This window comes from Flammeovirga sp. MY04 (assembly GCF_001682195.2).
GTDB classification, from domain to species: domain Bacteria; phylum Bacteroidota; class Bacteroidia; order Cytophagales; family Flammeovirgaceae; genus Flammeovirga; species Flammeovirga yaeyamensis.
This window is the reverse complement of record NZ_CP003560.2, coordinates 3,583,757-3,598,831: the sequence shown is the minus strand read 5'-3', so window position 1 is coordinate 3,598,831 and position 15,075 is coordinate 3,583,757. Positions and strand designations below refer to the sequence as shown.

The 15,075-nt window shown below is 26.8% G+C and carries 14 protein-coding genes; 12 read left to right on the top strand and 2 right to left on the bottom strand.

Translation table 11 applies throughout. The annotated features are described in order from the left end of the window. Nucleotide 1 precedes the first annotated feature (1 nt). The 12 genes from MY04_RS14390 to MY04_RS14340 all read left to right on the top strand — a co-directional run bounded on the left by MY04_RS14390 (nt 2) and on the right by MY04_RS14340 (nt 13,115). Nucleotides 2-883, top strand: coding sequence for an HpcH/HpaI aldolase/citrate lyase family protein (locus MY04_RS14390; protein ID WP_066210643.1), 882 nt, complete (start codon nt 2-4; stop codon nt 881-883). Beyond that, nucleotides 883-1,539, top strand: coding sequence for a NeuD/PglB/VioB family sugar acetyltransferase (locus MY04_RS14385; protein ID WP_066210642.1), 657 nt, complete (start codon nt 883-885; stop codon nt 1,537-1,539). Before MY04_RS14390 ends, MY04_RS14385 begins: the two co-directional genes overlap by 1 nt. A 1-nt stretch (nt 1,540) precedes the next feature. Continuing rightward, nucleotides 1,541-2,560 carry a hypothetical protein gene (locus tag MY04_RS14380; protein ID WP_158297709.1) on the top strand — a complete coding sequence of 340 codons (1,020 nt, stop codon included), beginning with the start codon at nt 1,541-1,543 and terminating at the stop codon, nt 2,558-2,560. Further along, on the top strand, nt 2,557-3,585 hold the full coding sequence (pseI, locus tag MY04_RS14375; RefSeq protein WP_066210638.1) for a pseudaminic acid synthase: 1,029 nt from the start codon (nt 2,557-2,559) through the stop codon (nt 3,583-3,585). Before MY04_RS14380 ends, pseI begins: the two co-directional genes overlap by 4 nt. 46 nt (nt 3,586-3,631) lie before the next feature. Further along, entirely contained in the window at nt 3,632-5,005 is a 1,374-nt protein-coding gene (locus tag MY04_RS14370) for a lipopolysaccharide biosynthesis protein (protein WP_158297708.1), read from the top strand. 6 nt (nt 5,006-5,011) lie between these two features. Beyond that, on the top strand, nt 5,012-5,833 hold the full coding sequence (locus MY04_RS14365) for a polysialyltransferase family glycosyltransferase (protein ID WP_066210635.1): 822 nt from the start codon (nt 5,012-5,014) through the stop codon (nt 5,831-5,833). A gap of 237 nt (nt 5,834-6,070) precedes the next feature. After that, nucleotides 6,071-6,958: a beta-1,6-N-acetylglucosaminyltransferase gene (locus MY04_RS14360; RefSeq protein ID WP_066210631.1), complete on the top strand. Its 888-nt coding sequence runs from the start codon at nt 6,071-6,073 to the stop codon at nt 6,956-6,958. Between the two features lie 4 nt (nt 6,959-6,962). Then, nucleotides 6,963-8,609 carry a DUF6044 family protein gene (locus tag MY04_RS14355; RefSeq protein ID WP_066210629.1) on the top strand — a complete coding sequence of 549 codons (1,647 nt, stop codon included), beginning with the start codon at nt 6,963-6,965 and terminating at the stop codon, nt 8,607-8,609. 11 nt (nt 8,610-8,620) lie between these two features. Beyond that, a complete protein-coding gene (locus tag MY04_RS28100) occupies nt 8,621-9,775 on the top strand; it encodes an O-antigen ligase family protein (protein WP_066210627.1) in 1,155 nt (384 codons plus the stop codon). Continuing rightward, on the top strand, nt 9,750-10,994 hold the full coding sequence (locus MY04_RS14350) for an O-antigen ligase family protein (RefSeq protein WP_066210625.1): 1,245 nt from the start codon (nt 9,750-9,752) through the stop codon (nt 10,992-10,994). The genes MY04_RS28100 and MY04_RS14350 overlap by 26 nt, the downstream gene beginning before the upstream one ends. Next, the gene (locus MY04_RS14345; RefSeq protein WP_066210624.1) at nt 10,981-11,688 is read left to right on the top strand and encodes a WecB/TagA/CpsF family glycosyltransferase; all 708 of its coding nucleotides are present in this window, start codon (nt 10,981-10,983) and stop codon (nt 11,686-11,688) included. The genes MY04_RS14350 and MY04_RS14345 overlap by 14 nt, the downstream gene beginning before the upstream one ends. 41 nt (nt 11,689-11,729) lie before the next feature. Next, nucleotides 11,730-13,115, top strand: coding sequence for an undecaprenyl-phosphate glucose phosphotransferase (locus MY04_RS14340; protein WP_066210623.1), 1,386 nt, complete (start codon nt 11,730-11,732; stop codon nt 13,113-13,115). On the opposite strand, the gene MY04_RS14335 is transcribed toward MY04_RS14340, so the two are convergent. After that, on the bottom strand, nt 13,112-13,954 hold the full coding sequence (locus tag MY04_RS14335; protein WP_066210621.1) for a class I SAM-dependent methyltransferase: 843 nt from the start codon (nt 13,952-13,954) through the stop codon (nt 13,112-13,114). The genes MY04_RS14340 and MY04_RS14335 overlap by 4 nt on opposite strands. 2 nt (nt 13,955-13,956) lie before the next feature. Next, complete coding sequence (gene rffA, locus MY04_RS14330; protein ID WP_066210619.1) at nt 13,957-15,069, bottom strand: dTDP-4-amino-4,6-dideoxygalactose transaminase; 1,113 nt, start codon at nt 15,067-15,069, stop codon at nt 13,957-13,959. Nucleotides 15,070-15,075: the final 6 nt, after the last annotated feature.

The following is a 15,075-nucleotide window of genomic DNA, read 5'->3' as shown; positions in this document are numbered from 1 at the left end:
TATGACACATACCTTTAGAAGTTTAATGTTTGTACCTGCTCATAACGAGAGATTGATGAGTAGTGCAGGAAGATCGGATGCAGATGTTCTTTTGCTTGATATTGAGGACTCTGTTCAACCATATAAAAACAAACAAGTAGCTAGAAATAACATCATAGATTATGTGAAATCTGGGAAGTTTGATAATTATGGTGTTTACCCTAGAGTTAATGATAGAGAAAGTGGTGAACTTTTGAAAGATGTAACTCAATTAACGATTGATGGAGTTGATGGCTTTACCTATCCGAAAGCTAAAAAAGGTGAAGATATTTATTTTTTCGGAAAATTACTCGAAACTATAGAATACGAGAAAGGATATCCAATAGGGCATTTTAAAATTATCCCTTTAATAGAAACCACTGCAGCAGTTCTAAATATTCAAGATATATGCCAAGCATGTCCAAATAGGGTAGTAGCAGTAGCTTTTGGTTGTGAGGATTTTGTGACTGACTTAGAAGGTGTTCATGATGCAGAAGGTTTGAGTATTTCATATGCGAGATCTATGATTGCTCTTGGAGCTAGAGCAAATGGTGTAGCTCCTATTGATACTGTTCATATCAAAGTACACGATTTAGAAGATTTAGAAAAGAATTTAATACTAGCTAAAAAACTTGGGTTCGAAGGTAGTTTAGTTTTAAATCCAAAAGAATTACCATTAGTACATAAATACTTTACACCAAGCAATGAAGAAATTCAGAAGGCAGAAGAAATGCTTGTTTTATCTGAAGAAGCAAAGGCAAAAGGTCAAGGTGTAGCTGTAAAAAATAATGTATTTATTGGACCTCCAATGGTTGCGGCAGCAAAAAAACTTTTAGAAAAAGTAAAAAGAATTAATAAAAAATAATGAAGAAATTAATAATCATTGGGGGGCAAGGTAATGGAACTGTTGTAGCCTCAACAGTCGAAGATATTAATCAGGTAAAAAAAACTTGGGAAATTATAGGTTTTCTTAATGATAATGTTGAGGGAGATATTAATGGTTACCCTATACTTGGAAATATAAATAAAGAAACTGTAGCTAAATACTTAGCTGATGATGATGTATATTACTTTTATAGTTTAATTTCTACAAAATTAAATTATAAATTTTTACATAAATTAAAGGATCTATCTATTCCATTAAATAAATTCGCCACTGTTATTCATCCAACTGCAGCAGTATCAAAATTTTCGGAAATTGGTAATGGAGTTTGTATTCAACCATTTGTGAATGTAGGTCCAAATACCAAAATTGGTAACTTTATACATATTTTTGCTCAATCCATGATAGGGCATGATGCACAATTAGAGGACTACTCTTATGTTGCTAATAATGCATGTATTGGTGCTTCAGTGGTTATGAAAGAAGGTGCATACATAGGTACTAATGCAACAACTTTAGAAAACATAACTATTGGGAAATGGTCACTTGTAGGTATGGGATCAGTAGTTATTAAAGATATTGATGATTTTACAAAAGTTGTAGGTAACCCTTCTAGAGTAATAGGTAAAGTTGAATAAAATGAAATTGATAATTAGAATGGATGCATATGCCAAAATAGGTTTAGGGCATTTGTCAAGAACTATCACTCTAATTAATCAGTTGTTAAAACAGAGTAGTGTAGAAATTATTCTTCTTGTAGAATTTGATCAAGTATCACGATCTATCTTTGAAAGTAGAGTAGACAATGAAATTTTAGTTATTGATAAGAATAACTTATCCGAAGAGGAGTTTTTACTTTCTAATATAAATACCATTAAACCTGATAAAATCTATTTTGATATTATTTATGATTATTCTTTAGATTTTATTACTTCTATTAAAGAAAAAGCCGAAATAATATTTTTCCAGAATAATTCAAAAAGTAAGTTCAAAGTAGATAAGTTTATTTTACCCTCTATCCATAACGATAATGAATATTTAAATGATTCTAGGTGGAAAGAAGGGGAATTAAGTATTTTATATCATGGATCTAATTATGTAATTTTCAATGATTCCTTAGAGAAATACCGTAGCAATAATCTAATTCAAAAAGAAAAAATAAAAAAAATTATTGTCACCACAGGAGGAAGTGATCCTGAAGGGGTAATGCTTAAGCTTTTATCTTTTCTAAATGGTTCAGAATACGAAATATTTGCACTCATTGGGGTTAATTTTATCAAAAAAGATGAATTGGAAATATTAAAAAGGGAACTATCATCTAATATTCACTTAGTAGATTTTGATTATTCTTATTTCGAAGATTGTGATTTAGTTATTTCTACTTTTGGGGTAACTACTTATGAATTAGTTTATCTTGGTATTCCAATCTTAAGTGTAGGGCATGCAATACCAAATGCAAGGGGAAGTGCAGTTATGGCATCAAAAATAAGTTCTATGATTGATTTAGGCCTTTCAAAAGAACTTAATATTGAACACTTCCAATCCTCCTTAAGTAAAATTAAAAAGGACTATTCCACGTTTCAAAAAAGAGCATTTTTAAATAAAGACGTCTTTAGTAAAGATGCGGTTAAAAATATTATTGATTTGATCTTAAAATGAAATTATCAAAAGATAGAACATATTTTATAGCAGAACTTTCAGCTAATCATAATGGAAGTCTTCAAACAGCATTAGAAACAATAGATGCTATTAAAGAAAGTGGGGCTGATGCAGTAAAAGTACAAACTTTTACTCCTGATTCCATGACTTTAAATTTAGAAGATCCACTATTTATGGCTGGAGAAAAGACAATATGGAAAGGTCAAAAATTATATGATTTATATAGAAAAGCAGCTCTTCCTTTTGAATGGCATTATGATCTTCAAAAAAGATGTAATGAATTGGGATTGGATTTCTTTTCATCGCCATTTTCAAAAAAAGATGTTGATTTTTTGGAAGATTTGAATGTCCCCGCTTATAAAATTGCCTCTCTGGAGATTGCTGATATTCCATTGATAAAATATGTAGCTAGCAAGCAAAAGCCAATTATTATTTCAACAGGAATAGCTAAGTTGAGTGATATAGAATTAGCTATTGAAACTTGCTATAACGAAGGTAATAATAATGTGATTTTATTGAAATGTACTACAGCATATCCAGCACCTTTTGAAGAGATTAACCTTAATGTAATTCCAAACTTAAAGGAAACTTTTAATTTGGAAATTGTTGGGTTATCAGACCATACAATGGGTTCGACTGTACCATTAGGAGCAGTTGCATTGGGCGCAAGAGTAGTAGAGAAGCATTTCATCTTAGATAGAAAAATGGGAGGCGTTGATTCTACATTCTCAATGGAACCTGAAGAATTTAAAAATATGATTACTTCAGTAAGAAATTTAGAGTTAGCATTGGGATCTGTAAATTATAAATTAACCGATAAAGCTGAAGATAGTAGAAAAAGAGGTCGATCTCTATTTATTGTTGAAAATTTAAAAAAAGGAGATATCCTAACAGAGGATAATATTAAATCATTAAGACCAGGTGTAGGGCTTCACCCAAAATATTTGTTGAAAGTTTTAGGCAAAAAAGTAAATAAGGATATTAATAAGGGAACACCATTTTCGCTATTTGATATTGAAAATTAGCTAAAAGTTTGATATGTTTAATAAAATTATTAATAATCCCACTCTTATGACGTGGGCAAGTATGATAGGTAAAATTGGTAATGTACTACTAATTTTACCTTTATTATTAAGAACTTTTCCCGTTGAAGTAATTAATTTATGGTTTTTATTTCAATTAATATTTAGCTTTAAAGATATTTTAGATCTTGGTCTAGTGAACAATATTTCAAGAGCGTATTCTTATGCTTTAGGTGGGAGCGTTTCTCTTAATGAATTTTCTATAAACCAAGATGAACCAAACTATCAATTAATATTTAAGATTGAAAAGGTTTCTAGAAAAGTATATCTCTATGTGACAATAATTGCTTTTGTTTTATTGTTATTCTTAGGGCCGATATCACTTTTTAAAACTATTAATAGTATTGATGGGAATTACAATGAATATTGGCTAAGTTGGGTAATATTATTGATATCTATAGTTTTCTCTTTGTTTGGTAATTCTTATACCTCTTTTCTTATTGGAGTAAACAAGGTTGCAGAAATGAGAAGGACGGATGCTATTATAAACTTATTTTCTTTACTACTAACAGCAATTGTTACTTTATTATATCCATCATTTATATTAATTGTTACAACTTTTTACTTTATGCATGTTGCTTTGTTTTTAAAAAATCGGTTTTTATGCAAAAAAGTGAAAGAATCTTATCCTGTTACAAATGTTGAGTTTGATTCAAAAGTTTGGGATAATATTCAATCAAGAGCAAAGCGAAGTTTTGCAGCAGGTATTGGAGGTTATGGAGTAAACATTATTTTAAATGTAGTTGTGTCAAATTTAATTCCTGTAAACTTATCTGCAGCTTACCTTTTTGCAAATAGAGTAATTATGCAAATAAATCAAATTTCTGTTGGTGCATTTGATCCAAATTTACCTAAAATGAGTGTTTTAGAAGCACAAAATAGGAAAAAAGAACAAATTAATCTCGTGAATAAATCAATGAATCTTAGTTATTTAATTATAACTCTTGGGGTTTTTGGAGTTTATTTATTTAGCCATTTACTTTTAGATATAATATCATCAAAAACTGAATTTATAACTTTTGATATTTGGTTTTTATTATCTCTCGCCATTCTGCTTGAGAGGTTCAGTATAATGCATAGACAGTATTACACTTTAATGACAAATACAATAATTGCTCATAAAATTGTAATAGTTACCGGTATCATAAAAATAATTTTATTTTATGTATTATTTCCATTTATGGATATTTATGCATTACCTATTAGCTATATATTTAGTTTAATTATTTTTGAAAGTTGGTTTATTTTTAAAAAGAGCTATGAAAAATCTAAAGCAACTTTATTCAATTTCGAAAAATTGATTTTTATACCATCTTGTATTTTATTTATAATTTTTTATTTTGTAAACATGTTACATGTTTAAGAATTAATGACAAATAATATATTAATAATTTTAACACCTTTTCAAGCTGTTCAATATAAAAATTTAATTGATCATAATTTAATAGAAGGTGATCTATATATATTTATATCAAAATATGTGGATGAACAATATTTATTTGAAATAATACCGAATGATCAAATCGTAGAAATCCATCATATTTATGAAGAGGACATATTACTAAAAAAACTAATTGCTAAACCATTATCAGAGTATAAAAAAGTAAGAACCATACTTAAAAAGTATAAAGAACAAATAGTTCTTTTTTTAAATTCAAACTCAGGTATTTCTTTTAATATTTTTTCAGGTTCAGATAAATCTATATTCGATCAATTATTTTATCACTACGTTTTAAAGTTTAATCAAAAGTTAGAAATAATTCTAGTAGAAGAAGGTATTGGATATTATAAAGAAAATACTTTTGAACATAGAATCTTTAATCTTATTTATTCAGCCTTAACGCCAATAATATTTGGTGTTAGTTTAAATTATGTTTATGCTTTAGGAAATGATAAAAGAGCTGATAAAGTTTATGTAAGGAGATTAGATTTAATTAAGAAAAGCAACAATCTAAATAAGTTAATAGAAATTCCGAAATCAAATTTGAGATCACAAGGTAATGTAAAGAATCATTTTAATACTGTCTTATTATTAACTTCACCATTGTCAGAGCAGAAAAAAATTTCAGAACAAAAAGAATCTGAAATTATTACGAAAATTATAGACTTATTACTAAAAATAAAAAATCAATTCATATTAAACCACATCCAAGAGAAATTCCTTCAAAATATAATGATTTTGCTAATGTAAAAGTTCTTCCATTTAACCTACCAGCAGAAAATTTAAATTATTTTGATTATGATTTGATTATTCACTTTAATTCATCTGTAATTTTTGATATCATTATGATGGGTTATCCATTAGAAAATGTCTTCAAAATAAATACTGTGTTACATTCAAAAATTATATTTGAATCTCTAGAAACAGAAAATGAATATTTATTTAGTAAAAAACTATTGACAAGACTACAAAAATTTACTAATTATCATGAACAAAAAAATTAATTATATAATAGTTGCTCATAATAACAAAAAACAACTTTTTAATTTGATTGAAACTCTTAATGTTGATAATAATGAAATCTTTATTCACTTAGACTTGAAATTTAAGATACAAAAAAGTGAATTTGAGCAATATAAAAATGTTTATTTAGTACCCAATCGAATTAGTGTTAAATGGGGTGGTGCAAGTATTTTAAGAGCAATTATTGAAACGGTAAAATTTGCCTTAGAAAATGGAAATGGTGAAAGGTTTGTTTTGTTAAGCGGAGCATGTTTTCCAATTAAAAATCAACATGATATAAAAAAGAAGTTGTTCGATGACGACTGCTGCTATATTGATTCAACTCCTATGGATATGTCTTTAAAAAAAATCTATCAAAGAAGACGTACTTATTTCATGGGTTCATCAGATCGATTTAGATATAAATATTTTGATATACCAAAGAACAAGATGAATTTGAAAAAAATAATTGTGTTTATGGTTGAAGAAATAATAGCTCTTTTTTATAAGAAAAAAAATGATCGACAATTATATTACGGAGGAACATGGTGGGCTTTACCTAAAGATGCAATATTGTTTGTCATTGAAAAATATAATAATGATAAAGACTTCACAAAGAATGTGTTAACTTCTTTTTTACCAGATGAGTTTTATTTTCAAACAATTTTGTCAAACTCTATATTTAAGTCTAGAATAAGAAAAACAGTTACTTACACACAATGGATACATGGAAATAAACATCCTGAGCTAATGAGTGATAAACATATTGATATCATAAATAATTCTTCTTCAAATAAAGATCATTACTTATTCGCTCGTAAATTTAATTTTGATCAAGAATTTTTAAATAAAATCAAAAACAAACTTTGGTAAAATAATGATTCAAAGAATTCTAAAAAATGAATCGAATTCACTAATTTTTTTTTCAATTATAATAGTAGGGTATTATTTACCCTATTTTATATTTGGTGAAGATTCTTACATTAGAATCCATGATAATTTAGATTCTAATTTAGCATGGATGAAAGTTGTTATAGATTCATTTCAATTTTTCCCTTTACCAAATGATAAGATAGGTAATATTCTAGCTATTAATATTGATATATCATCAATTATGTCAAAATACAGCTTATATATTCTAATATTCAAAGTATTCGGAATGTATTGGGGTTATATTTTTTGCAGATTATTGATGTCTTTTGTAGCCTTTTTCGGATTGTATTATTTGTTGAAAAGGTATTTCATTAAAGAAAAAAAAGATACAATAATTATTCAATTCACTGCTTTTTTATTCTCAATATTACCTTTTTGGTCTTATACACTTGACATAGCAGGAGTTCCTTTATTTTTCTTTATTTTATTGAATTTTAGAACAAGCCAAATAACTCATTATGATTATATATTATTGATATTTTTAGGATTTACAACTTCACCTGTGTTAACTGGTTTTTTTGTATTGGTGATTTTTACATTTATTCTATTTTTTGATTTATTTAAATCGAAAAATATTAATAAAAATCTATTTGTAGGATTATTAATTTTATCAATCACATATATAGTAGCTTTTTCTCCGAGTATATATACTTTTTTATTTAATCATGTTATTAGTCATAGAATAGAATTTAAAGCCTCTGTTCCAAATTATGATAAGGCTTTTTATAATATGAAGATGTTAATTTTAAATGGGCAAATTCATGTAAAACCATTGCTAAATGATTTATTTTTTTGGATAATTCTATTACCTATTTTTATTCCAAAAATCTTCAAAAAAATAACTATAAAGTATTATTTAATAATAGTCTTTTTAATGATTGTATCTTTTTATTACGGATTTAAAAAAACGGATATTTTTGATTTTGCTAAACCAATTTTTAAAATTTTCCCTATACAGTTAGATCGGTTCTATTTTATGTTTCCTACTATGTGGTACATAATGTATGGCTACATACTTACAATAATATATCAGACTTATAATAAGGTCATTGTTAAAATAATTATTATTAGTCTGATGCTATTTCAATTTGGTTACATTTTAAATAAACATATATTTTTCGAAGAGAAAATCACATTTAAAGAGTTTTATTCCAAAAAAATCTTTGAAAGCATAAAAAGAGAATATGTGAAAGATCAACGGGTAATTAATATTGGAATTCACCCTGCTATTGCACAATTTAATGGTATTAAAACAGTTGATGCTTACTTGCCCTCCTATCCTTTATTTTACAAAAAATCATTTAGACAAATCATTGAAGGAGAACTAAATAAAAATGCAGTTCTTAAATCTTACTTTGATAATTGGGGGTCAAGGTGTTATGCATTTACAAATGAATTGGGGAGAGATTATTTAAATAATGATGAAAAAAGGGAAATTAATAATTTGAACTTTAATTTTGAGTTACTAAAAAAGATAAACTGTCGGTTTATTTTATCTTCAGCAAAAATAAAAAATGACCAAATCAAGTTAATAAAGTTATTTTATGACGATAATGAATATTGGAAGATTTATCTTTATGAAATTATCTGAACAAATGCACGATGCAAAAAATATTGCAATTAAATAAATATAGTTTAAGTGGTTTATTATTTGGCCTTGTTATATTGTATCCATTGATATATGCTATACCATTAATTAGGGATATAGGAACAAAGTTTGAAAATTACTTCTTTTTCGGAATTTTGATCTTATTAATTTCGAGAATCATTTTAACAAAATTTTTAAATGAAAATATAAAAATATCATTATCAATTTTAGCACTTTTCTTTGCTATTGTTTTTATTACATTTATTAATATTGATTCGATAAGATATTCTAAACCAACTTATTTTTTTGTTTTTTTGTTCTTAGTATTTTCTGTTACTGAAATTAATACTTTTAATTTTAATGCTTTATATCCTTTTTTTAAACTAATAATTATATCCTTTTTTGTTTTATCTTTTCTTTATATCAAATCAAAAGATGCTTATTTCTTTAACCATACTAGATATCAATCTTTTTTTAATAGTCCTACTATATTTAGTGTAATGATAACAGTAATGTATATTTTATCCCTATTTTCATTTAAGAAAAAATGGATTAAAATACTATTATTTATTATCAGTGTTTATTTTCTATACTTAACTAAAACCCGTTTAAATTTAGTTTTCTTTGCTTTGATAGTACCGATCTATTATGTTTTAAACTATGACCTAATATCAAAACAAAAGTTGTTTATCATTTTTAATACTATTCTATTATCTATTTACCCTATTTATAATTATGTGATGAATTTGGATTTTTTCCAGAACTTAATAATGATAAGGTATGGGGAAAAAAGAGATGCTTCATTTGGCTTAAGATCACATTTAAATGATATTGGACTCAACTTTTTTTTAGAAAGTTCTAGACTAAATAAAATATTTGGAAATGGATCAGAGTATACTAGGATACAAGTTATAGAAATTTTTGGTCAAGACTTATTGGTTCATAATGACTATATAAGAATCTTAGTAGATTTTGGAATTATTTTCACTTTATTATATCTAATCTTACTATATAAACTTTCATCTAGAAATAATATATCCTTCATATTATGTTTATTATATTTATTTTCATTTTATCATAATATGATTTATTCAATGTTCTTGGTTCCATTAATCATTATTTGTTCGAAATTAAAACATAACAATGAACTTGAAAAAAAATTATCTTAAGAAGAGTGCAGATATCCTTTTCTTGATTCAGATATTTACTTTGCCATTTTTTGTCGAACATATAAGTAATATTTTAATTATTATTACTACATGCTTATATATTCTATCAACAGAAAGAATAAATAAACCTGATAAATTATTTCTGTTTTTATTATTTCCGATGATTAAATTCGTAGGAATATTTTATTCGGATTATATTCCAATAGTTGAAAATACTCAAATATTTTTAGATAAGTATATTGTCTATATTTTTTATTTTATTTGTTTCATATACGTTGATAAGCACCAATTTAATAACCTTAAAACCTTTTTTATTTTAGGTACATTATTCACATTAATAACATCTTTCTCTTATAACTTTATTCTATCAATAAATGTAGGAGATTTTAATATTGAAAATTTTATATATCATAAACTACTAAGTTTATATGGTTTACACTCGAGTTATTTTTCTCTTTATTTACTGATATCTTTAATTTTCTTATTGAATAATAAAACTATTATTGGTATTTATAGGATAATATCAATTGTTTTAATAATTATTGGACTAATTCTATTGGAATCAAGAATAATTACTATTTCGGCTTTTTTATGCCTATTATTTTTAATGTTTAAATATGTAAGAACCCATAAAAATAAAAACATAATATTATTTGGTTTCATATCAGTTTCTTTATTGGTAATATTCACAATTCCCCAAGACTATAAAAAACGATTTGAACAAATTTATAATTTTGATTCTAAAAAACTTATAGGAGGTAATTATGAAAATGGTGTTACACAACGAGTATTCTTATGGAAGCTTGGTATTAATATTTTACACGATTACCCTCTTATAGGAGTAGGTAGTAACTCAGATCAATTTTACCTTAATAAACAATTAGAAAAAGAAATAAATAAAGACATTTATAAACCTAGTGAAATAAAAGCAATTAAAAGTTATCTCAAAAGAAACTTAAATCTTCATAATCAATATTTATCTATTTTGGTTTCTCATGGTTTAATTGGGCTTTTTTGTTTTTTAGTATTTATGCTTATGCCCCTATATGTTAGCTATAAAGAGAAAAATATACATATATTATTAACACAAATTCCTTTAATTCTATTTTGTACTACTGAAAATGTATTGCTCAGAAATAAAGGCATTATGATCTTCGCTTTTATATATGCTATATACGGTTTCTATTACTTTAGATGTTTATTAAATGAAAAAGAATAACTTAATCAGTTTAATATTACGGGACAAAAATAATCCTCAAACATTTACTTTTTTAAATCCTGCTTCATATGTAGAAGCAAGAAAACATCTTGATATATATACTAAAATTGATAAAATTTATATTGATGGTATAGGTCTTTTATTTTTCCTGAAATTATTTAATAAATACAAAGAAGGAAGGAAGAGTTTTGATATGACTTCTTTAGGAAAAGATATTTTTTCACAATCAGTTATTCAAAATCGTAAAATATATATAATAGGATCAACTCAAGAATCGATAGAAAAATTTGTTTCAAACATAAAAAAAGAATTTGAAGGTGTAAATATTATTGGGTTTAGAAATGGTTATATAAAAGGAGAAGAACAGAATGTTATAAATGAAATTATCAATAAAGAACCGGATATTACAATTGTTGGTATGGGAGTGCCAATACAAGAACATTTTTTAGTAGAATTAAAAAAATGTGGTTATAAAAATATCATTTACACTTGTGGAGGATTTATTCATCAGACTACCGAAAATATACATTTTTACCCTGAATGGATAGATAAGTTAAACTTAAGGATGTTTTACAGGATATATGCAGAACCAGAATTCAGAAAAAAATTACCAAATTATCTGAAATTTATTTTATATTTTTTTATTGATCTGCTTACTTATATTAAGAATAAAGATTATTTAAATCATAAATAAGTTATACATTTGTAAGTCGTTTTCAGTTTTTGATTCGCAATATGAATGTAGGAAAATCTAAATATCTTCAGCCTTTAAATTTTTTATTTGATTTAGTTACATATAATGTGGCTTTTTTCTTTGCTATGTGGTTAAAGTTTAATAAACTAATACCAACATTTGAGCAAGAAGCTTATAATATGTTATGGGTTTTCTCAAACCTTGCTTGGATCATTGTAGCCTTATCAATAAAACCCCATACATTTCACAGAACTCAGCGTGTAACTAAAGTTTTAAGAGGTTATGCCTATTCAATTGTTTGGCATGGAATGGCTATATCAACTTTCGTAGTAGGTATTAAGTTTGGTAGAGTTTCCAGAGAGTTTCTATTGAATTTATATTTAATATGGACACCTCTCTTATTTGTAACTAAAATTATTGGTATATACCTCATGCGTATGTATCGTCGTCAAGGTTTTAGTTATAAAAATGTAGTAGTTCTTGGGTATGGTCCACTTGCAATAGAAATAAGAAAGTTCTTTAGGGTTCACCCCGAATATGGTTTTAGATTTTTAGGTTTCTTTGATGATAAATCAAAAGAAATGTATGTCGAAGGACAACTGAAAGATTTTAAAGCATTTGCACTAGAAAAGGATGTGAATGAAGTTTACTGCTGTATCCCATATATCAATTATGAGTTAATTCGAGAGTTAATTGATTGGGGAGAGAGTCATATGATCAAAGTGAAGTTGATTACAGATTTTAGAGGATTTGCTTCAAAAGGTATTACCCTTGATCGTTATGATGAGATACCTGTATTAGATGTTTCTCCAGTACCTTTAGATGATCAGCAAAACCAGTTTATTAAGCGTGGTTTTGATATAGCTTTTTCTTTTTCGGTAATTCTTCTTTTGATGTCTTGGTTAACTCCATTGATGGCATTAATAATAAAATTAGAATCTAAGGGACCAGTGTTCTTTAAACAGAAGAGAACCGGTAAAGATGGTAGGTCTTTCTGGTGTTATAAATTCAGGTCTATGGCTGTGAATTCTGATTCTGATGCCAGACAAGCAACAAAAGGGGATATGAGAGTTACTAAGGTAGGTTCATTTATCCGTAAAACGTCCATAGATGAGCTTCCACAGTTTTTTAATGTATTTATAGGTTCAATGTCCGTTGTTGGTCCTAGGCCACATATGCTGCGCCATACAGAAGAGTATAGTCAAAAAGTGGAGAAATTTATGGCAAGACATCTAGTAAAGCCAGGTATTACTGGATTAGCTCAGGCAAGAGGTTATAGAGGCGAAACAGAAAACGACCCATATGCTATGAAAGGACGTGTTAAACTTGATCGTTTTTATGTAAATAATTGGTCGATGTGGTTTGATGTTCAGATTATTTTAGATACAGTCTTGGGAATTATTAATGGTGATGAAAAGGCTTATTAAGCTTTCTTTTTTTGACCTATAATTAAACAACTACTACCAAAAGGGATATACTTGAAATTTCTGATTCTCCTTACTTCAAAACAAAGAACTCTATCAAGAATTTTCATTAAGATACTATTGCCTATTTTATGTTCTTTTTTATGTTTGTCTGTACTTTTTGAGTTTTTATTAAATCCCAATAAGCTAGGTATAGTTCGAAATAAGAGTATTGGAAGAATTAAGAAAGAGAAAAAATACGTTTTATATTTGATTTCAAAATTATTTTTTTTCAATAAGTTAGTTAAACTTTGAAGTGTGTACCTTCTATAATGCCCAGCATCAATATCTTCATTAGAAGATAAAAAATTGTAAGCAGGAACTGTAATGAAAATATAAGAATTATCACAGAGCTGTTCATTTATTTGTTTCAAAAAATTGTCATCTTCATTTATATGCTCAATTACATCAAATAGACCAACTGCTTCGATTATATTGTCCTTTTCAAATTTAATATCTTCAAATGTGGCACAAATAATATTTTTAACACCTCTTTCTTGAGCATTTTGAACACCTGATCTACCTGGTTCAATCAAAGTAACATTAATGTCATTTTCTTGAAGACTTTTTGATACAAAACCATTTCCTCCACCAATATCAATGAAATGTTTTTCCTTGATAAGAGATTTAATAAGAGGAATTAAAATGTCGTTTCTATGTTTAAACCAATAACTATTGTCTTCAATTTGTGAAAATTTTTTATTGCCATCTTCAGGGTATGAAATTTTAGTACTTTTTTTAGAATAAAAAATACCATTTGAACTCTGAAATAAATTGGTTTTGTCAATTTTTTCAAGACTCATGTTTAAACTATTTTATTTTCTATTTCTTTAAACTCTAAATCTGTGTAAAAAGGTAATCTTAATAAATTATTCGAAAACAGCTTTGTGTTTTTCAATTCTTCACCTTGATAGTGTTTCTTGAAATATTCACTTTCATTTAAAGGTAAATAATGAAATACAGAATGTAAACCTTTATTTTTTAAGATCTTAATTAAATCATTTCTATCCTCCAGAGAGTCCAAAAGAAGATAAAACATATGTGCATTGTTAGTTGCGTAATTAGGGATTACAGGTTTTTTGATTTTTTTTCCAAAAAAGTCACTCTTATTTGCTAATAGTTGATTGTACTGCGTCCAAAGTTTTTTTCTTTTTGCCTGTATTTCATTTAAATGTTCTAGTTGAGCGTATAAAAAAGCTGCTGTTAATTCTGAGGGTAAAAATGAGGAACCAATATCAACCCAACCATATTTATTTACCTCTCCTCTAAAGAATGATGCTCTATTTGTTCCTTTTTCCCAAATAATTTCTGATCTATCAATAAATCGTTTGTCATTTATTACAAGCATTCCTCCTTCTCCAGAGCTTATATTTTTTGTTTCATGAAACGAAAATGTACTTAAATGTCCAATTCCTCCCAATGGTCTATCTTTATAAAAGCTATCGATTGCTTGAGCGGCATCTTCTATAACAAACAAGTTATGTTTATTAGCCAAAGCCATTATTTTATCCATGTCACAAGCTATTCCAGCATAATGTACTACTACAATTGCTTTTGTCTTAGCTGTAATTGCTTTTTGAACTTTTTTTGGGTCAATATTAGGATGATCATCCAAAGAGTCGACAAATATTACTTTTGCACCCCTTAAAATAAAAGCATTAGCGGTTGAAACAAATGTATACGAAGGCATAATTACTTCATCACCTTTTTGGATATTTACAAGTATTGCAGACATTTCTAAGGCATCAGTGCAAGAAGTAGTTAACAATGTTTTTGAAAAGTGATATTTATCTTGAAAGAACTCCTGACATAACTTCGTGTATTTACCATTACCAGAAAGTTTACCTTGGGAATAAACTGCATCATAAATATAATGTGTTTCTTTTCCCGTTAAATGAGGTTTATTAAATGGAATCATAACTAT